The sequence below is a fragment of the Pontibacter deserti genome, assembly GCF_023630255.1.
In the GTDB taxonomy this organism is placed as follows: Bacteria; Bacteroidota; Bacteroidia; order Cytophagales; family Hymenobacteraceae; genus Pontibacter; species Pontibacter deserti.
In genome coordinates this window covers 11,744-32,687 of the sequence record NZ_JALPRS010000005.1, presented here as the reverse complement: position 1 = coordinate 32,687, position 20,944 = coordinate 11,744, and the positions used below count along the sequence as shown (strand labels likewise).

The following is a 20,944-nucleotide window of genomic DNA, read 5'->3' as shown; positions in this document are numbered from 1 at the left end:
ATGACTACGCGTCAAAAAGAGAACATTACCCCACAGAAGGCGGTTTTTCCTAAAGTTGTAACTACGCTATGGCTGCTATTCGCTGGCGGCTTTGTAGCTTTTATACTTTATGTATATGCAGTTAGTGCCAACTTCCTGAATTTGTTTGGTGAGTTGCCTAACCTGCGCACCCTCGAAAACCCTAAAAGCGAACTGGCATCTGAGTTATACTCTGCAGATAATAAACTGCTGGGTAAATATTTCCGGGAGAACCGCTCCCCTGTAGATTATGAAGATCTGCCGGAGAACCTTGTGCAGGCACTTACCGCAACAGAAGATATCCGCTTTGAAGACCACTCTGGTATTGACCCGCAAGCTATGATGCGTGTAGCGACAGGTATAATAACCGGTAACCTGAAAGGTGGAGGAAGTACCCTGACACAACAGGTAGCGAAAAACCTATTCAATACCCGCAGTGAGGAGTTGAATAACGGATTGCTGAACGATGTGCCCGGCCTGCGCATGCTCATCCTGAAAACAAAGGAGTGGATCATGGCCATCAAGCTGGAGCGCAACTATACTAAACGAGAGATCATGACCATGTACCTGAACACGGTAGACTTTGGCTCAAACGCATTTGGTATTAAAGTAGCGGCTAAAACATTCTTTAATAAAGCGCCTCAGGACCTGAAACTGGAAGAGTCTGCCGTATTGGTTGGTTTATTGAAAGCTCCTACGGCTTTCAGCCCTAAATTTAACCCTGAGCGCTCCAAGCAACGCCGTAATGTGGTGCTGTCGCAGATGGTAAAGTATGAATTCCTGACAGAAGCAGAATTCAACCAACTAAAGGAAAAAGATATTAAGCTTGACTACCGTGTAGAGAACCAGAACATTGGTTTGGCGCCATATTTCCGTACCGAAGCCAGCAAGTTCTTACTGGAATGGTGCCGCGAAAATGGCTATGACCTGTATGCCGATGGCCTGAAGATCTATACAACCATAGATTCGCGGATGCAGGAGTATGCAGAGCAGGCCATGGAAAAGCACATGGAAGCGCAGCAGAAACTATTCTTCAACCACTGGAAGAACCGTAACCCCTGGACAGATAGAAACGGGCAGGAAATCAAAGGCTTTGCTGAGCAGGCCATTAAACGTACTCCTCGTTACCAGAAGCTTTATGAACGTTTTGACGGAGATGAAGACTCTATCAATTACTACCTGAATAAGAAGGTGCCTATGACCATCTTTACCTGGAACGGCGAGAAACAGGTTGAGATGAGCCCAATGGATTCTCTTAAATACTATAAGCACTTCCTGCAGACTGGCTTTATGGCTATGGAACCACAAACTGGTCATATTAAAGCGTGGGTAGGCGGCATCAACTATAAGCACTTTAAATACGACCATGTAAAGCAGGGTGCACGTCAGCCTGGGTCAACGTTTAAGCCGTTTCTGTATACTGCTGCTATCGAAAATGGCTACTATCCTTGCTACGAAGTAATTGACACAAAAGTATGTATTCCGCTTCCGGATGGTAATATGTGGTGCCCTAATAACTCTGACAATAAGTTCTCTGGTCAGAAGTATACTTTACGTAAGGCACTGGCAGAATCCGTTAATACTATCTCAGCTTTCCTGGTAAATAAATTAGGTGCTGAAACACTGGTTAAAACTGCTAAGCGAATGGGAATCTCCACACCACTGGATCCTAATCCTTCACTGGCTTTAGGAGTGAGTGATGTTACCCTATATGATATGGTAGGCGCTTATGGTGCATTCGTGAATGGCGGAACCTGGGTTGAACCAAACTATATTACCCGCATAGAAGACAAGCATGGCAATGTGCTGAAAGTGTTTGCTCCTAAAACGGTAGAAGCTCTTAGCGAAGAAACAGCCTATATGATGGTGCATATGTTGAAAGCTGCTGCAGAACCTGGTGGTACAGCCTATTATGGTTTGCGTCACCGTAACGGGCTTAAGAATGAGATTGGCGGTAAAACAGGTACTACGCAGAATTACTCTGATGCCTGGTTTATGGGTATTACTCCTGACCTTGTTTGCGGTACCTGGGTAGGCGGCGAAGATCGCTCCATCCACTTCAGAAGTATAGCTCTGGGCCAGGGTAACAAACTGGCGATGCCGATCTATGGCGCTTTTATGCAGAAAGTATACTCAGATCCGTCACTTGATGTATCTAAAGAGCCTTTCCCTAAACCTTTAGCGCCTTTATCTGTAGAATTAGACTGCGCCAAGTATAACAGCAGTGCCGGCATGCCGATCGATTCGGCCCAACAGGATGAGTTCCTGCAATTGCCTGCTGAAATCGATTTGGATGCTGAGATCTAATATGCACTACAAATGCCTGCTAACGAAAAGCTGAAAGACAAAATATCGCACCTGCCGCACAAGCCCGGCATTTATAAGTTTTTTGACGATAACGGCATTATCTATGTTGGTAAAGCGGTTGATATAAGAAAGCGTGTAAGCTCTTATTTCAACCGCTCTACGCAGCATAATAAGAAAACGCTTAAGCTTGTTTCCCAAATAAAAAACATTGAGTTTACTATAGTTGATACAGAGGCTGATGCTTTCCTCTTGGAAAATAACCTGATCAAACAGTATCAGCCAAAGTATAATATCCTCCTCAAAGATGGAAAGACTTATCCTTACATCTGCATTGTAAATGAGCGCTTTCCGCGCGTCATCAGTACCCGCAATAAGATCAATGACGGCTCCCGTTACTTTGGTCCTTACCCAAGTGTAACTACCATGAACGTGGTACTGGACCTGATCCGGACATTATATCCGCTTCGCACCTGTACCTATAACTTATCTCCCGAGAATATTGCTGCAGGTAAATTTAAAGTTTGCTTAGAGTATCATATTGGCAACTGCAAAGGGCCATGCGAAGCGCTGGTGGATGAAACAGAATATAACTACTATATCAGCCAGATCAGAAGTATACTTTCCGGTAACTTAAGTATAGCTAAGAATTACTTTAAAGAGCATATGGCAGCGGCCGCTGCAGAGTTCCAGTTTGAGCTGGCACATCAGTACAAGACGAAGCTGGATATGCTGGAAGATTTCCAGACGAAGTCTACTGTAGTAAGCAATACACTTACTAACATCGATGTCTTTACGATCACCTCTAATGAGCAGTGCGCGTTCCTGAACTACCTTAAGGTAATGAATGGCTCTATTATACTTACGCAGTCGCTGGAGATACACAAAAAGCTTGACGAGGCAGACGAAGATATACTTGCCTCCGTTATTGTGCAGCTGCGCCAGGAGTTTGAAAGTACTTCACGGGAGGTGATTACTAATATTGAGGTTTCCCTGCCTTTAGATAATATTACCGTTACTTATCCACAGATAGGAGATAAGCGCAAATTGCTTAACCTGTCGTTGAAGAACGCCATGTATCTGCGCAAAGAACGTGAAGGAAGGCAAGAGAAAAACCGTGAGTTAAGTGACCAGCGTGAAATCCGGGTGCTGGAAACTATGAAGAAGGATTTACGCCTTACAGAGTTGCCCCGGCATATTGAGTGTTTTGATAACTCTAACTTCCAGGGAGACAACCCGGTGGCATCTATGGTATGTTTTAAGAATGGCAGGCCAAGTAAGAAGGATTACAGGCACTTCAATATTAAAACGGTTGTCGGCCCTAACGATTTCGAATCGATGTACGAGATTGTTACCCGCCGCTACAGAAGACTTTTAGACGAAAATCAACCATTACCACAGCTTATTATTATCGATGGCGGTAAAGGTCAGTTAAGCTTTGCAGTGCAGGCTCTTAAAGATCTTAATATATGGGGCAAAGTTGCCATTGTAGGTATAGCTAAACGTTTAGAGGAAATATTTTATCCTGGCGATAATCTGCCTTTATACATTGATAAAAAATCAGAATCGCTAAGGCTGATACAGCGTATTCGTGACGAAGCGCACCGTTTTGCTATTACTTTTCATCGTAGCAAGCGCGATGCCGGAACTCTTAAAACTGAACTTACCGATATCAAAGGTATAGGCCCTGTTATTTCAGATCAGTTGCTCAACAAGTATAGGTCTGTTAAAAAGCTTAGAGAATTAACCTTAGCAGAACTTACAACCGAGATCGGAAAATCAAAAGCAGCTATACTTTATACTTACCTGCACCCAATCGAATAGTCTAAAACAAAAAAGGAGGCTCTTTCGAACCTCCTTTTTTGTTTCTTCTTTTCAAAGCTTAGTAGCTCCAAAGGCTATACTCATACTCTATAAGTGCTTCTGCAGCATCCTGCGCGGCTAATAAACCTTTCTGTCCACCACCGTAGATGTCAGATAAAGCTCTGTCGCCAGGGTTAGAGATTTTAGTGATATAAGAGCTGAACAGCCACAGATCAAATGCGTCTGCCAGGTTCTTATGCTGCGCATCATTCTGAGCGTTATACCATACGGCCACTTCCGGGTTTGCACGGAAAACGCGTACTAGATCGCTCATCTTAAATGATGCTACTGTATTCTCAATACCCATTTCATTGGTGGTTGCAGGCACCTTCAGTGTAATTGTCTGGATATCATGATACATACGAGAGCGTTTTTTATCGAAAACAATGTTTTCTTTTAGCTCAAGTAAGTATAGTTCCTTAGGAAAAAACTCGTTGCTTATAGGACCTGTAGTAGATTTACCAGCATCGTCACCAAGTGCAGCGCCCCAGGCATCATCATCTTCAGCCTCCTGGCCAAAACCTGCTGCCTTTTCTTCTTCACTAAGCTCCTCGGTATTGTCTTTCTTAGTCATGTTACCAACAAACTCTTCACGTGTCAGTGGCTTGTTCACAGAATCATTCGCATAGGCAGTCAGCTCTCCGCTTTTCACCGCATCCATTATAATTCTGGTGATCTCTCTGTTTTCAGAAAACATTGGCTTGTTCTGCTTTTCACGCAGGTCTATTTTACGCCATACGGTTTTCTTGAACAGAATATCATGTTCTGGTATTGGCCTTGCAGAAGAACTGCTGGTTGCAGTGGTAGAAACCTGCTGCGCCATAGCACTCATGCTCATCAAAATACCAGCTGCTATACCTAATGCTTTAACTACTTTCATACTCCTTGTAAGCTTCTAATTTTTAGTTTAATGGGATGTTCCAGAATGTATCACCACTGGTTTTAGCATCTACAACACTTCCCTTATAATTCAGGCGCTTCACATCTAAAACCTCAATTACAACTCTGTCGCCTTTGCTTGCTTTAGCTGCAAAACGAGACAGGTTTTCTGATGGTCCGGATACATCTACCTGATCGATTGGGTTTGTACCTCTTACTAAGTACGCTTTCCAACGTGTTACTCTATAACGTGCTTCTTTAGGTAATAATTGTCTAAAACCTTCTTCAGCTAACGCTTCTATAGTTACTTGTCTAAATGATTGAGCTTGTACACCACGCTTTACATCCAACGGACGACCATTAACCATTAGCGCTAATGTTGGCTTAGGTATAGGGCGCACTTTAAATGTTTCAGAACCGATAGCGTTACCACCACTACTAACATTTAGTTTTACCTGTGTTGCGCTTGGGATAATGGTTACCAGACCTTTTTTAGCACCTTTAATAGCAGTACCACCTGATGCGCTGAAGCTTGGGTCATACACAGCACCTAAAGCAGGTACCTGTACGTTAAGCTCGTTAGCACACTGGAAATATAACGCCTGAACTGAAGCAGACTGTACTTGGATAACAGGCTTAGCTACTACATATTCTTCTGTTACATTAAATGTGGTATCACGGCCATTCTGGTTGATTGTTACCTTACCACTCCACTTTTGTTTTGAATTTCCATCAGCATCATAGTTAGAAGCAGCAGCAGTAAATTCAACTATACCTTTACCATCAACAACTTTAACTGGTCTACCCTGGTAGCTCATTGTTGGAGTGATCGCATCAGAAGAAGCAGCAATAAACATTTCTGCTTTATACTTTGTACCGGCAGCTACAGTCTTAGACTCAGCACGCGCCATAGCAAAGATTTTCTCAAACTTGATGATATCAGCACCAACCTGCGTAGCTAATTTCTGTAATGCATCAGCTTCATACTTCAGTACTTCATTCTCTTTCTGAGAAAGAACTGCTAAAGCCGCAACTAGTGGTGTTTCACCAAAGTTTAACTCTGCAAAGTCTTTTCTGCGCTGCGATTTATCATTCTTCGCCACAGGATCGTCTTTACCATCGTTTGCCAGTTGAGCCGGCGTGTTCGGGTTGTACTGCTTTAGGAATTTAGCGTATGCATTAAGTTTGTCTTTCAACTCATATGCTGCACCATTCTTCTTGTTAGCTGCACCAATCATCGCAATAGCTACTTTATCTTCAGCGCTTGGGTTAGCATACTGATTAGCTATCTCCTCATTCATACCGCCTGTTTCCTTCACCAGTCTTTCGCGCAGGCTACGGATATAACCTACCATCTCTGAGGTTTGCTTGCGGATCTCTTCTGCACTTTTTAATACACGTGCATCTGAAGATCTGTTACCACCTTCGTTAACGGCAGATTTAATGTTACTTAAAACTCCAGCATTATCATTCACTGTCTTGCCATTCACTTCCATCAAACTTTCGTCCAGGAACTGAAACTTTAACAGGATAGCTGAGTTCACTTGTAGGGCCAGAAGTGCGGTAAGTACCAGGTACATCATACCGATCATCTTCTGCCGGGGTGTCTCTTTTCCTCCAGCCATGTTATACTATATTTTTAACTGTTGTTTTCGTTTGAAATAGAACAAAAAATCAAGGATTAACCTTTCATTGCTGTAAGCATGTTACCATACACTGTGTTCAGAGAGTGTAGGTTCTGCGTAAGCTTAGAAACTTCCTGCTTGAATTGCTCTGTATCTTTGCTGGCATCAGTTAAGTTTTCCATAGCCATGCTCAGGTTGCCATAGAATTTATTCATGGCTTTCAGGTGGTTATTTGCATCCTGAAGTTCCATCTCGTACACTGCGTTAAGTGCACCAAGATTTCTGGTCATGCTCTGGATCTGCTGGTGGTATTCTTTTGCATCTACAGTAGAGCCTGCCATCTGCGCTAAGGCTTCAGCAGTAGTAGCATAGGCTGCATTCATTTTATCTAATGAACCAGATGCTTCTCTTACTCTTAGTGTATACTCGTTAGTAGCTGTAGTAGCCTGGCTTAAATCTGCCATCTGTGCAGCAGTTTCGCTCAGTCTGTTCAGCCCTAAACCTAATGAGTTAATAGTTTCAGGGGTGATGTTCGCATCAAGCAGCATGTCATCCAGTTTGCGGGTTAATCCGTTACCACCTGAAGTAGTAGCAGTAGCTGGCATAAGTGCTTCGCCTGTGTAATCATCAGCAAGTTGCGGATAAACTCTAGCCCAATCCGGATCATGCGGCTGTGGCTGGAATGCACTCAGGAAGAAGATTACGGCCTCTGTACTAAGACCTACGATCAGCATAAGGTCTGCACCTGGCCAGTGCTGAATTTTAAATAGCGCACCAACGATTACGACTGCGGCACCAATACCGTAGATTTTTGGCATCAGTACGTCGTACAAAAAACTGCGTCCTTTAGCGTTGCTCATTTTGTTTTCGAATTAAATTGTGAACGATTGTGTTTTGGGTTTTAGTAATATGTATTAGGGAATTGGGATGTTTCTTATCTGAATTCTCTTCCTGATGATCTTCCTAAGTATACCATCGCATTACGGAAGCCAATATATGAACGAGCTGAATCCTGGAATTCGAAGTTACGCGTACCTGTTTCTAGGAAGTAAGCAATATCTTTCCATGAACCACCTCTAACAACTTTACGAGGCTCGTTATCATCATTATAAACAGGGTTCAGGTCCCAGGTGATAGGTACATATGCATCAGCATAGGCATCTTCGCACCATTCTGCTACGTTACCGGCCATATCATATAAGCCGTAATCGTTCGGAAAGAACTGAGCTACAGGAGCTGTATAAGAGAAACCATCGCTATAATAGTCACCGCGGCCCGGCTTAAAGTTAGCCAGTAAACAGCCTTTTGCGTTACGCAGGTAAGGACCACCCCATGGATACACCGTCATGTCGCGGCCACCACGTGATGCATATTCCCACTCAGCCTCTGATGGCAATCTGAAGCTTGGCATAGGAGCCATGCCGTTATCAGCATTTGCCTGATTTTTGAAATTTGAACGCCATTTAGAGAAATACTTTGCTGCAAACCAGTCAACACCTACCACAGGGTAGTCGTCAAAAGCAGGGTGCGTATAGTAATACTCCATTAATGGATCGCCCATGTGATAGGTAAAGTCTTTTACCCAAACAGTAGTATCCGGATAAAGCTCAGCCATTACCCAGTCCTCACCCAGTACTTCCATTGAGTCCTGCATGATGACATCCATAAACTGGCGGTATTCATTATTTGTAATCTCGGTTTCGTCCATATAAAAGGCACCAATAGTTACCTGCTTGTTCAGGTTAGCCATTGTTGCAGCAATATCCTGGTCTGCCTGTCCCATATGGAAAGTTCCGCCCGGGCACGCCACCATACCGTAAGGGATTTGCTGCGCATTATACTCAGGACGATCATCTGACCCAACCAGGTCACCCTGTGGTCTGTTTCTCAATCCGCAACCTGCAAGCAGCAACACCGCCAAAGCGAAGGAAGACAGCTTAAATAGTTTGTTCATGATGACTCTTAAAAAAGGTAAAATTTTTAGCAATGTATTCTTAGCACATTTTTACTGGTGTAGCAAATATATAAGGTTTTGTATCAAATAAACAAACATTTACTTGCTACACGTATTTATTATTTTTCAACGGTTAAATCAGGGGATTATTTTACAGATAAATCACAATTTTTTTCTGTATTATTTTTAGAATTGGACTTTGCCTCTATATCGGCTTTTTACTGTATTTACTTATTACTTCGTGAAGTTATACCTTGGTGTTCTTACTGGTGGCTTGAAACGCACGGCAGGCTCTGGAAGCCTGTAAGAAAGCATCACTTCGTGTGATGTTGGTGCCTTGGCAACTCTGTCAAATATTGTAAAATCAAATGCGTATCCTACTCTTAATGAATTATCTGTAAATAAACCTAACCCAATTAGCGCTCCAACAGCTTCTTTATGTCGGTAGTTCACTCCTGCCCAATATTTTTCTTCGTATGTTACTTTTGCTCCGGCATCAAACGAAAATGTTTCAGTATCATGCTTTACGAGTGCCATTGGCGTAAGTATAAACATGTTAGCAACAGGCAGGTGATATCCGGCAGTAGCATAAATATGATTTTCGCTGAAAAAGGTTCCCTTGACATCGTCTTCTACATTGTCTTGGATATTCGAAAACTCATACTCTGCTTTTAATAGATTTGTTACACCCCCACCGGCATAAAATGTACTGGATTCATACCAAATGCCCGCCCCCAGATCATACTTGGTATCAGAGCTGTTAAGTGGCACAAAGGGATCGTCCGGCTGGTTTGGCCTATATTCCCCTTTCTTTATTTTATTATAATTACCCTGTACACCCAACCCTAGTTTTGCTTCGCCTATTGGTATATGAAATGAATACGACAACGCCACTCCGCTCTGGGTAGTGTTTGCAATTTTATCACGCATTAAGGTTATACCTACACCACCGTTTAATAAACGTACGGGTGTATGCGCAGTAAGCAGGAGTGTTTGCGGAGACCCGCCATCATCAAAAGAAGCATCATACCCCAACCACTGATATCTGAATATCGACAATACCTCAGGGCGGTTTGTAATACCAGCATATGCAGGGCTTAGTTGCATGCCATTAAAGCTATAATGAGTAAACTGTGGCTGTTGTTGCGCCATAAGTTTCTGACTATAAAGCAGGAACAACAAGAATACAGGTAAAAGCTTTTTCATAGGTTACTGCAACAAAGCAAGAAACAGTATAACTGTAGTAAGGAAAGTATAGAGATATAAATATACTACTTAAACGGTAAAACGCAAAAACAAGATAGCTTTACACCATCTTATCTTTGCGTTTTATAGTATGTATTTCAGAAATAAAGGTTGCGGCTACTGCTGCTTTTTTACTTCTGTTTATGATTTTGTATGTACACCTCTATAGCACCTGTCATTGAAGGAGCGTTTGGCATTGGTGCCTCAATATCCAGTTCAAGGCCGGCATCACGAACTGCCTTAGCTGTAGTAGGGCCAAAAGCAGCAATTCTTGTATTGTTTTGTTTGAAATCCGGGAAGTTAATAAACAGGGAAGTTATACCAGACGGACTAAAGAAAGCCAGGCAGTCATAAGTAACATCATCCAGGTCAGACAAGTCAGCAGCAACGGTTTTGTAAATGATCGCTTCTGTACACTTGATCTTATTGGCTGCCATAAATTCCGGAATATCATCTTTGCGAATGTTTGAGCACGGGAAAAGGAATTTTTCATTCTTGTGCTTTTTAATCACTTCGAATAAATCTTTTGCAGTTTTTTCGCCAACAAATAATTTGCGCTTACGCAGCACGATATACTTTTGCAGGTAATAAGCCGTTTGATCTGAAATGCAGAAGTACTTCATATCAGCCGGCATCTCTATTTTACTTTCCTGGCAGATTCTGAAGAAATGATCAACAGCATTACGGCTGGTAAAAATAACAGCTGTATGCGCTAGAATATCAACCTTGTCCTTTCTGAACTCTTTGTAAGGAACAGGCTCCACTTCAATAAACGCCCTGAAATCAACTTTAATACCGTATTTCTCGGCTATAGTTACATAAGGTGAGTTATCTGTTGTAGGCTGCGGCTGCGTTACCAGTATACTTTTGATAGGAATTTTGTGTCTTTCAGGATTGGCACTTCCTTTTGCTTTGCTCTCAACCATATAATGTGGTTATTAAATTAACACCTTCTGCTACGGCAATTATACTTAATTGTGTTTTTAGAAGTTAAAAACGATCAGTTTCAGTATAATCGCCAACGGAATCACTTCTGTGGCGCAAAGGTATGAAAATAAATGCAGATTTAATACAGATGCTTTAGTATTTACTGTAGCAAATACGCGCACAATTGTGACTATCAACACAAATGCAACCGCCAGATTAGATGCCAGCAATATAACCTGCGGCATACTGGCATTAAAAGCCATATAAAATAAAACTATAACAGGTAGAAAAATACCAAGGAAAAGTATGGTTCTTAAAAACTCACGATACTGTAAATGAACAACCTGCTCTAATCCAAAAATGAATGCCATCATTTTAAGGAAAAGGTATTTTATCAGGATAAACAAAAAGATAAGAACAGTATAAAAAATAACCTTGGTGCTTATACCTGCTGCAGAAACCGGGAAGAACTGATTTAACAACTGAATGTGCTGCACCTCAGTATGTATTGCCGCTATAAGCAGAGCCAGCGAAAGCGAGAAAACTATTATAAAAAGTATACTTGACCAGGAGCTTACCGGTTTTGAAAGGAAGCCTTCTTGTAACGCATTTGTTCTAAAGAAAGAGTTAATGCTATATAAGCTGCTAAAATCAGCTGGATAGTTACTTTTTAAAGCACCATATAATAGCCCTATCAAAAGTATAAAAATGATAAACGCATTCAGATTCACGTATTCCCGTACACGCACTGCCAAAACTGACTGCCCCTGTCCCTGCACAGCACCCTGTTGTATTGCTTCAGCATTTTTAAAAGAACTCACTACCGGCTGCTGCTCCGGGTGCCAGACTGAAAGCAGATACTTGCCTTGTTTTGCTTTAAGATCTTGAGCGTAAGGCACCAGGTTCAGCTTAAAAGCTGCGGTTGAATCAGCTATAAAGATAAGTTGGTTGTTCAGGAACAGGCATGTGCCTTTGGTTGCAGCAAAAGAAATTAGAAAGGCATTGGCTGGAGTAATTTGCACCCACTGATGCACTGCATTATTACTGGCACCTGCGCCAGCCACATAAGGTATAAGTTCCTTTGTATTGCTTTTATATACTAACCAATCTGCTGTAATAGTGTTCTCCTGCTCCAGAGGAAGCACCTGCGCATTTATTGTGCCCGTAACTACAATGCATAACAGCAGTGCGTATATAAGCTTTACTCCAAAATTAAACTTTAGAAACACGCTGGGCACTTTTGGTTCTGTATATTCCAAGAACAACACTAAACATTACTGAGAAAGTTACTAAAGAGAGCAACAGGTATAAATTTCCCCATTTGCCAAAACTAACCACATACATAATGATAAGCATGTTGATTATGGCAAGGGTCAGGACTGTGCTGATCTGGTTTAGACCCATGGCCAGCAGGCGATGATGCACGTGATTTTTATCTGGTATAAAAGGTGATCTTCCATTAAATATCCGGATTGAAAATACCCTTATCGTATCAAAAACCGGTACAAACAAAATACCAATTGCTACAGAAGGCGCAGCAGACACCTGGCGCATTTCAATGAATTGTATGGCCATAACAGAGATAATAAAGCCACAGAGCAACGAACCTGTATCGCCCATAAATATAGTAGCTTTATGAAAATTATAGCGTAGAAAACCGAGTATACCACCCGCCAAACAAAAAGCTACAGCAGCATAATTACTATAGTTAGGGCCTCCAAACAGGTAGAAATAGACTCCAAAAGTTACACAGGCGATCAATGCCAGTGTACCTGCCAAACCATCCAGACCATCTATCAGATTCAATGAATTTGTAATTCCTATAATTACCAGGAAAGTAAATCCATAACTGATACCAATCTCTAACTCACCTACACCAAATATACCCTGAAAGCTGGTGATGCGGATATCAGCAATAAACATTACTATACCTGTAGCCAACAGCTGTACGGCAAATTTCTTCATGGCAGAGATCGAGATCAGATCATCTTTTAACCCAATAAAGAAAAGTATAACGCAGCCAGCCAAAAGCTGCTGCACCCCATTATTCAGATCAGCGAAAATGGTAAGCGCCGACATGAATCCGGCAAACATAGCCAGGCCACCTAAACGAGGTGTTAGCTCTGCGTGTACTGTCCGGAAGTTAGGCTGATCCAGGATATTTTTGAGGTGAGCTACCCGAATAATAGACGGAACAGCGAATATAGCTATCAGGAAAGCCCATAAAAAAGACAACACCAGATGTATAATTCTCTGCTCCATAGATGTGGTATACAGGTTAATGTACTTGTGCCGCAGCAGCCATTAGCTTACCGGTGCATTTGCTCATTACATAAAGGTAAAGTATAAAACTTATTGTATGCAACTGTAAATTCAGGTATGCAGCACACCCTGCATATTCAGAATACTGATATCGATCAGGTTTTCCTGTGTGATAGAATCAGGTACAAAGATGTATTTCTTATCATAGATCTGGCGGCCAATATAATAGCTCACCCAATACTCGTTGTTGATATGAAAAATAGCCGGATCTATAGGTTCTATCTGCACAAAGCTTTTTGCATCTATGAGCTCAAACATGTGGCGCAGCATCGATGTTTTTACTTCTTCACCATCTAACATGCCGTATCCTTTTGATGACACCAGCACATTTTCTATCGGGAAAGGGTTATTGTTTATTAGATAGACGTTCCAGGCGTCCACACCCGATTCGTTAGGTGTAGTTGCTACAGCCACCGAAACCCCCTCAACCGTTCCGAAATCAATGTCTTTTTTCATGTGTTGCAGTAATAATAGTGGCTTCGAACAGGTTAGCAATGTGTTTACGAAGTTTTTCTTCTACTTCAGCTAAAGGCACTTCATACCCAAGTTCCTGCGCCAGCGAGGTTACTTTTTTATCGCTGATACCACAAGGCACAATATTACTAAAATAATTCAGGTCTGTATTTATATTAAAAGCAAAACCGTGCATAGTTACCCAACGGCTGCACTTTACACCCATGGCACATATCTTACGCGGATTTACCTGTGCTTCATGATCCAACCAAACACCGGTTAAGCCAGGTATACGGCCAGTTGTAATTCCATACTCCTCCAATGTAAGTATAACTGCTTCTTCCAGAAGGCGAAGGTATTTGTGAATATCGGTAAAGAAATTATCCAGGTCAAGTATAGGATAACCTACAATTTGCCCCGGCCCATGGTAAGTAATATCTCCACCACGGTTTATCTTATAGAAGGTAGCTCCCTTTGCTTTCAGACCTTCTTCATCTATAAGTAAATTTTCTTCGTGGCCACTTTTACCCAGTGTATACACATGCGGGTGCGAGCAGAACAGCAGATAGTTGGGCGTTTGCACCTGTGCATCTTCCGGAGCTTTACGGTTCTGGCTCTTTAGCTCCAATATCTCGTTAAAAAGCTTTTCCTGGTATTCCCAGGCTTCTTTATAATCGATCAGGCCAAGCTGCTCAAATTGTATTTCTTTATTTTGTAACACAGCATTTATACTTTAAAAGTTTGCCCAACGGCGGGTTTATACTTGGCGCCAGCTGTTAAACACACCTCTGCAATTAACCTTTCGCAACCTTGCAACCTCTATATTAGTTTGGATATCAATACGTGATGCAAAATACGAGTTTTAGATGGCTTCACCAATTAACAACCACATCCATACTGGTCAGACAGGTGAACGTATGGCGCAACTATACTTGCAGGAGCAGGGCTATACGATACTTGAAAAAAACTACAGGTATAAACGTGCTGAGATTGACATAATTGCCCGCAAAGATGCGCTGCTGGTATTTGTAGAAGTGAAAACCCGAGCGTCCGATACCTTTGGGTTTCCGGAAGCAGCCGTGAACAGCAGGAAAGAAAAATTAGTAGTAGATGCCGCCGAAGAATTTATACTTGCGAATGGTTGGGAGCAGGAAATCCGGTTCGATATTATATCAGTAACATTAACAACGCCGCCGGCCATACTTCATTTCGAAGATGCTTTTCACTGACGTTGCGCCGACCGTTTGTCAATCTTCCCTTTTTCAAATACAAGCGTACCATGCCGATCGTATTCTTTAACTAATACCGGTTCTGTCTGTGGCTCGTAAGCTGTTTCCGGGTATTGAAATTCATAATGGCGGCGGTTTTTAAAGCTATAATGCTTGATCCAGGTGCCTACTTTGCGACCTTTATCGTAGTTACCAACCCATTCTACCTGACCGTTCTCATAAAACTTGTAGTACGTACCCTGCACTTCACCATAAGCATAAGGTATGATTTCCTTTATTTTGTCTTTGTTGCCACCATAGTACGTAATTACTGCATCGCGCAGAAAGCCTTTGTCATAATGTGCTTTGTCGGCCAGGGTGCCATCACGTTTATACTTTTCCCAGCGCAGGTGTTTTGTACCGATGTAAAAGAAACCTTCTTCAATTACCACATCGCCGTACGTTTTCTTGTAAGGGCCATGCAACAGTTTGTAGCGATCCGGGTCTACATCACCACGTACTTTGCCTATTTTTTTACGCTTTGTATCATACACATATTTTTCCTGGGCATAAGCGTTGGGTTCTTTGTGCTCCGGCAGGTAGCTAAACAGCTCTAATGTTTCGCGCTCGTCGCGGCCGGTACGGGTAAAGCCACGCTGCACTTTTTCTCCCAGAAAATAACGGCTTCGTTTCTTTTGCTTCTTCTTCTCTTTCTTCTCAACATCATTCACCAGCGAAGATGCTGTAATGTCAGGCTTGGTAGTATCGGCAGAGGCTAGTGCGGCAGAATCAGCAGCTTTGGGATTTTGCTTTAGCTGTGCCTGATTCAGGTTGTAATCGCTGTTCCATTTAGGCTCACCACAGCCACCCAGCGTCAGTAAAAACAGACCTGTTACCAAAGTATAAACCAGCCGAAGAGAGTGACTTGTCATTAATTAATGAGCGAATGAGTGAATTACTTTAATCTTACTGACCAGCAAAGTATAGCCTATACTTTAAATCAACCAATTAGTAATTTAACTTTTAAGTGTAACGTAAATATGGGGATAAATCATATATCAGCCAACTTGGCCTATAACTGTAGCTGCGGCCTCTAAGTTTCATGAAATGCAAAAAGGCGGCACCATGTGGCACCGCCCTTAAACTGTAGGTATAATACTAATCGTTCACTATTCTTTATCAATAAGCTCAAAGCTGCGCTTCACGAAGCTCGTAAGTGCCGCCCCCGAAAGCATGTTCTGAGACAATAACGCAAGATCGAAAGCCTGTCGTGCAATACGTGCTTTGTTATCTTCCTTTGTATTCAGGATGCGCTGGTTAAGCGTGTGGTTAGCGTTTATAGTAACGTTATAAGTATCCGGCATATCACCCATAAACATCATACCGCCACCACCTGCACGACTCATGTCTTTCATGCGGCGCATAAACTCAGGCAATGTAATTACAACTGGCGCATCGTCCGGCGACATAGCAGCTACCTCTACATGCATATTTTTGTTATCAATAGCCGTTTCATAAATGCCTTTCAGCGTTTCTTTTTCCTTATCGTTCAGTACGCTTTCTTTGGCTTCGTCCTTCTCGATTAGTTTCTCTATTGTTTCAGAGTCAACGCGCTTCAGGGTAGTTTTTTCTAGTTTCTGCTCCAGCATACCTATAAAGTGGCTGTCGATCAGTGAATCCAGTTTAACTACATCGTAGCTACGGTTCTGAGCGGCCTCTATAAAGGCATGTTGCTTGTCTGCATCTGTTGTATAAAGCAGTACCAGGTTACCATTTTTATCTGTCTGGTTAGCCTGCGTAAGTGCTTTATACTCTTCTATAGTATAGTATTTGTTATCGATGCTCTGCAGCAGCACAAAGTCTTTGGCTTTCTCATAGAACTTGTCGTCGCTTAGCATGCCATACTTTACAAACACGTTAATGTCATCCCAGTTCTTCTCAAACGTTTCGCGGTCTTTCTTAAATATCTCTGCCAGTTTATCAGCTACCTTTTTAGTGATGTAAGTATTGATCTTCTTCACGCTGGAGTCGGCCTGCAGGAATGAGCGGCTTACGTTCAGCGGAATGTCCGGCGAATCGATAACACCGTGCAGCAGCATCAGGAACTCAGGCACCACGTCTTTTACTTCATCAGTAATAAACACCTGGCGCGAGTAAAGTTGAATTTTGTTGCGCTGCAGCTCAAAGTCATTCTTGATCTTAGGGAAGTATAGAATACCAGTCAGGTTAAACGGATAGTCCACGTTCAGGTGAATCCAGAATAGCGGCGCTTCTGAGAACGGGTAAAGCTCCTTGTAGAAATTCTTATAGTCCTCGTCAGTAAGTTCGCTTGGCTGCTTTGTCCAGATCGGGTTCGGGTTGTTAATCACCTCGCCTTCGAACTCAACAGGCACCGGCAAGAACTTGCAATATTTGGTAAGTATAGTTCTGATGCGGGCAGGCTCTAAAAACTCTTCCGAATCTGAGGCTACGTTAAGTATCACATTGGTACCTCTGTTTTCTTTATGAGCTTCTTTAATGGCAAATTCAGTACTGCCATCGCAAGACCAATGTGCTGACTCAGCGCCTTCCTGATAAGATTTTGTAACGATCTCTACGCGGTCGGCCACCATAAATGCAGAATAGAACCCAAGACCGAACTGCCCGATGATCTGGCTTCTGTCTCCGGCTTCTTTGTAACGCTCCACAAACTCCTCTGCACCCGAAAACGCAATCTGGTTGATATATTTTTTGATCTCTTCGGCTGTCATACCGATACCCTGGTCAGCAATGGTAATGGTACGGGCATCTTTATCCACGCTTACCTTAACGGTCAGGTCGCCAAGGTCGCCTTTGTACTCGCCGATAGCAGCCAGTCGCTTTACTTTTTGCGTTGCATCTACGGCATTACTTACCAGCTCTCTCAGGAAAATCTCATGATCAGAGTATAAAAACTTCTTGATGATCGGGAAAATGTTCTCGGTATGAATCGAGATACTGCCTCTTTCTTCCATGTTTGTAGGTTATAGTTATGCTATATCGTTATAAGATTTGCTTCTGCTCAGCCACTTTCAAATCGTGTTCCAGTAATAGCTATACCTCCGATACTGCGACAAGTTGTCAGCGATTAAGTATTTCAAGTATAAAATCAGGTTATTCTTGTGTTATTTCTGACAGATTAAACCTTTCGGATGTAACACAGTCAAAATCGTATACGTGAAAGCAACAATGTGACAGATATTGTTATATTTGTAGAAGTACCTGTTTAAAATGTATCGATTTACCAACTATATCGCCATCCTGTTGCTCCTGCTCTTTACCAGAGCCATGGTGCCAGACGCGCTTATACTTGAACTGCATCCGCATACCCACACCATACATGCCGACCATACTGATGCCCATAAAGCGCAGATCGGTCAGAAACATAAACATTGTACTGTAGAAGATATCTTCAATGTCCCTTTTCAGGGAACGATAACAAGTATAAATGTAGCATCAGCGGTTTCAGAGACTGCTTATTTCAACTATTACCATACTAGGTGGCATAGCACCAGCCACACCTTTTCTTATCTCCGCGGCCCGCCAATCGTGTAACCTCCCCTCATCTGCCGGATACCTATAGCTTGTACTTAGCCAGCATATTTCGGCAGAACTGTTGGTCTTGCAGATATACAGACCTTCGCAACTTTAACCTAGTTATAGTTGCTTTTATATGCAAAGGCACTCTTGCAGCTGCCGTTACTTTAATTTTTATCTTATTGTGTATATAAATAGAAATCTGCAGAAACTGCTGTTTTTGCTGCCATTGTTTATGGCTGCACTGCCACTGGCTGCCCAGGATATGCTGCCACATGTTGGTGCTACAGGCGCTGTGCAGGATTGTGGCCTAACCATATCTGGTAAGGTGCTGGATCATGATACCCGGGCTCCTTTACCAGGCGCTACCATCTATATTCCGCAACTAGACCGCGCTGCGATTGCTGATGCTTATGGTAATTATCATTTTCATCATGTGTGCCAGGGTACTTATACTTTTAAAGTAAGCTTTATTGGCTATACTACAGAGGCATATTCTTACAGAATCACCACATCTTCGGTAAGAGATCTGCAATTGCACTCTGATGCTGCCATGCTGCGCTCGGTGGAAGTAGTAAGTACAAAAGTTATAACTGAAGCACAGGCTACGGAAGTATTAGCTGGCAGGCAACTGCAGCAGACAGAAGGCATGGCTTTAGGGAAAGCACTGGAGAAGCTGCCAGGCGTAAGCTCCTTACAAACTGGGCCAAACGTATCGAAGCCTGTTATACATGGCATGAGTGGCAGCCGCGTACTTATACTTAACAATGGGGTGCGGCACGAGGCACAACAATGGGGCGACGAACATGCTCCGGAAATTGACCCGCTCGCTGCCACAGAACTTAAAGTGGTAAAAGGCGCTGCCGGTGTTCGCTACGGTTCTGATGCTATTGCCGGAACTATACTTGTAAACCCAAGCCCAATGCCCGATACAGCAGGTATAAGCGGTAATATTGGCCTGATAGGTGGCACTAATGGCCGGATGGGTTCAGTTTCTGGTTTGCTGCAGGGCCGATTACAGAAACAACCTATCAGTTGGCGACTACATACTTCTCTTAAAAAAGCCGGTGATTCTCATACGCCGGAGTATAACCTGAAGAATACAGGCTTTGAAGAGCAGAACTTGGCGGCAACGCTTGGCTACAACCGTGAAAAATTCGGGACAGAAGCCTATTATAGTTTGTTTCATTCTAAAGTTGGGTTGCTCACATCGGCGCACATTAACAGCACCACAGATATGCTGAATGCCATTGCCCGCGGCAGGCCTGAAGAAACAGGTGAATTCAGTTATACTATCGCCCGGCCATACCAGGACATCAACCACCATCTCCTGAAGCTGAAGAGTTACTATACTACCGGAGACATTGGTAAGCTGTTGTTTACGTATGCTTTTCAGAAAAACGTGCGGGAAGAGTTTGATAAAGATGAGCCGGAAGATGACCCTAACCGCCCTGACCTGCACCTGGATTTGCTAACGCATACTACTGAATTGGTGTGGGAGCATGAATTACCTTCCGAAATCTCGGGCAGTATGGGCGTTAGCACACTCTGGCAGGACAACACATACCTGTGGCGTAAGTTCGTACCATTTTACAGGAGTTTTACAGCAGGTGTTTTTGCTGAAGAGAAATGGCGTAAAGGCAACCTACAACTCGAAGGCGGTATACGCTACGACTATAAGAACATGGATGTAAAAGCACTGGATAGAGACAATAACCTCAACAAGCCAACTTATACTTTTCATAACCTGTCGGGTAGTGCTGGAGCGTTGCTGGATGTTGGGTATCACTTTACGTTCGGTGGAAATGTGAGCTATGCATCCAGGTCGCCTCATGCTAACGAGCTTTTTGCCGATGGCATACACCACGGAACAGCATCCTATGAAGTGGGAGATCCGAATATGGTATCAGAGCATGCCATAAACACAAGTGCAACTATAAACTACCACAGCAATGCCCGCCTGAACGGAGGTATAAGTATATTCAATAACACTATCTACAATTACATCTACCTGCAACCAGATGCTGAGCCGGTGTTAACAGTTTTTGGGTCTTACCTATCGTATCATTACAAACAGGCCGACGCACGTTTTTACGGAGCAGATCTTAACTTGTCTTATGCCCTTCTCCTGAACAAGCTTGTTCTCGATGCAAAGGCAAGTATAGTTCGGGCTTATAACACCCAGGAAGATCAGTATTTACCAGGCATACCTGCCGACAGGATAAATGCCGACTTGGAATATGAGCTGGGAGATTTGGCCAAGACTAATTTCACAAATAGCTTTGTTTCGGTGGGAGGGTTAATGGTTGCGCGGCAAAACCGATCTGATAAGCAGACAGACCCATGGATGGATGCACCAGAAGGTTACTTTTTGCTGCAGGCAGAAGCAGGAACTACTTTAAAGTTTGGCCGTCAACCTGTTGAGGTAAGTGTGTCCGGAAACAATCTGCTAAACTCGGTTTATAGAGATTATCAGAACCGATTACGTTTTTTTGCCAGCGAAACTGCACGAATGTTACTGATTCGTATTAAATTACCGCTATATTTAAAACAGAATACAAAAATTTAAGTATCACCTTATTTCAATAATC

The 20,944-nt window shown here is 42.8% G+C and carries 17 protein-coding genes; 5 read left to right on the top strand and 12 right to left on the bottom strand.

Annotated features, from left to right (window positions below; all coding sequences use genetic code 11):
- Both MJ612_RS17715 and uvrC read left to right on the top strand, forming a co-directional pair.
- Positions 1–2,325: a penicillin-binding protein 1A gene (locus MJ612_RS17715; RefSeq protein ID WP_187033890.1), complete on the top strand. Its 2,325-nt coding sequence runs from the start codon at positions 1–3 to the stop codon at positions 2,323–2,325.
- Between the two features lie 12 nt (positions 2,326–2,337).
- Positions 2,338–4,146, top strand: coding sequence for an excinuclease ABC subunit UvrC (uvrC, locus tag MJ612_RS17710; RefSeq protein ID WP_187033889.1), 1,809 nt, complete (start codon positions 2,338–2,340; stop codon positions 4,144–4,146).
- A 58-nt stretch (positions 4,147–4,204) separates the two neighbouring features.
- Here uvrC and porN read toward each other — a convergent pair whose 3' ends face one another.
- The 10 genes from porN to lipB all read right to left on the bottom strand — a co-directional run bounded on the left by porN (position 4,205) and on the right by lipB (position 14,311).
- Positions 4,205–5,065 carry a type IX secretion system ring subunit PorN/GldN gene (gene porN / locus MJ612_RS17705; RefSeq protein WP_187033888.1) on the bottom strand — a complete coding sequence of 287 codons (861 nt, stop codon included), beginning with the start codon at positions 5,063–5,065 and terminating at the stop codon, positions 4,205–4,207.
- Between the two features lie 22 nt (positions 5,066–5,087).
- Positions 5,088–6,689, bottom strand: coding sequence for a type IX secretion system motor protein PorM/GldM (gene porM / locus MJ612_RS17700; protein WP_187033887.1), 1,602 nt, complete (start codon positions 6,687–6,689; stop codon positions 5,088–5,090).
- Positions 6,690–6,745: 56 nt separating this feature from the next.
- The gene (gene porL, locus MJ612_RS17695; RefSeq protein WP_187033886.1) at positions 6,746–7,549 is read right to left on the bottom strand and encodes a type IX secretion system motor protein PorL/GldL; all 804 of its coding nucleotides are present in this window, start codon (positions 7,547–7,549) and stop codon (positions 6,746–6,748) included.
- Between the two features lie 74 nt (positions 7,550–7,623).
- Positions 7,624–8,643, bottom strand: coding sequence for a T9SS ring complex lipoprotein PorK/GldK (gene porK, locus MJ612_RS17690; RefSeq protein ID WP_187033885.1), 1,020 nt, complete (start codon positions 8,641–8,643; stop codon positions 7,624–7,626).
- 234 nt (positions 8,644–8,877) lie between these two features.
- Positions 8,878–9,849 carry a PorP/SprF family type IX secretion system membrane protein gene (locus MJ612_RS17685; protein ID WP_187033884.1) on the bottom strand — a complete coding sequence of 324 codons (972 nt, stop codon included), beginning with the start codon at positions 9,847–9,849 and terminating at the stop codon, positions 8,878–8,880.
- A 170-nt stretch (positions 9,850–10,019) separates the two neighbouring features.
- Positions 10,020–10,814 carry a uroporphyrinogen-III synthase gene (locus MJ612_RS17680; protein WP_187033883.1) on the bottom strand — a complete coding sequence of 265 codons (795 nt, stop codon included), beginning with the start codon at positions 10,812–10,814 and terminating at the stop codon, positions 10,020–10,022.
- A 57-nt stretch (positions 10,815–10,871) separates the two neighbouring features.
- Positions 10,872–12,044 (bottom strand): DUF4271 domain-containing protein, encoded by a 1,173-nt coding sequence (locus MJ612_RS17675; protein ID WP_250419235.1) that lies wholly within the window; start codon positions 12,042–12,044, stop codon positions 10,872–10,874.
- Positions 12,028–13,077, bottom strand: a complete 1,050-nt coding sequence (locus MJ612_RS17670; RefSeq protein ID WP_222619813.1) for an MraY family glycosyltransferase — start codon at positions 13,075–13,077, stop codon at positions 12,028–12,030. Before MJ612_RS17670 ends, MJ612_RS17675 begins: the two co-directional genes overlap by 17 nt.
- A gap of 111 nt (positions 13,078–13,188) precedes the next feature.
- Positions 13,189–13,593, bottom strand: coding sequence for a hypothetical protein (locus MJ612_RS17665; protein WP_187033882.1), 405 nt, complete (start codon positions 13,591–13,593; stop codon positions 13,189–13,191).
- Positions 13,577–14,311, bottom strand: a complete 735-nt coding sequence (gene lipB, locus MJ612_RS17660; RefSeq protein WP_394802027.1) for a lipoyl(octanoyl) transferase LipB — start codon at positions 14,309–14,311, stop codon at positions 13,577–13,579. Before lipB ends, MJ612_RS17665 begins: the two co-directional genes overlap by 17 nt.
- A gap of 145 nt (positions 14,312–14,456) precedes the next feature.
- On the opposite strand from lipB, the gene MJ612_RS17655 reads away from it, so the two are divergent.
- Positions 14,457–14,819, top strand: a complete 363-nt coding sequence (locus MJ612_RS17655; protein ID WP_187033881.1) for a YraN family protein — start codon at positions 14,457–14,459, stop codon at positions 14,817–14,819.
- On the opposite strand, the gene MJ612_RS17650 is transcribed toward MJ612_RS17655, so the two are convergent.
- A complete protein-coding gene (locus MJ612_RS17650; RefSeq protein WP_187033880.1) occupies positions 14,813–15,730 on the bottom strand; it encodes a toxin-antitoxin system YwqK family antitoxin in 918 nt (305 codons plus the stop codon). The two genes, MJ612_RS17655 and MJ612_RS17650, sit on opposite strands and share 7 nt — an antisense overlap.
- 237 nt (positions 15,731–15,967) lie before the next feature.
- Positions 15,968–17,791: a molecular chaperone HtpG gene (gene htpG / locus MJ612_RS17645; protein ID WP_187033879.1), complete on the bottom strand. Its 1,824-nt coding sequence runs from the start codon at positions 17,789–17,791 to the stop codon at positions 15,968–15,970.
- A gap of 256 nt (positions 17,792–18,047) precedes the next feature.
- On the opposite strand from htpG, the gene MJ612_RS17640 reads away from it, so the two are divergent.
- Both MJ612_RS17640 and MJ612_RS17635 read left to right on the top strand, forming a co-directional pair.
- Positions 18,048–18,371, top strand: coding sequence for a hypothetical protein (locus tag MJ612_RS17640; protein ID WP_187033878.1), 324 nt, complete (start codon positions 18,048–18,050; stop codon positions 18,369–18,371).
- A 217-nt stretch (positions 18,372–18,588) separates the two neighbouring features.
- On the top strand, positions 18,589–20,922 hold the full coding sequence (locus MJ612_RS17635; RefSeq protein WP_187033877.1) for a TonB-dependent receptor: 2,334 nt from the start codon (positions 18,589–18,591) through the stop codon (positions 20,920–20,922).
- Positions 20,923–20,944 lie beyond the last annotated feature (22 nt).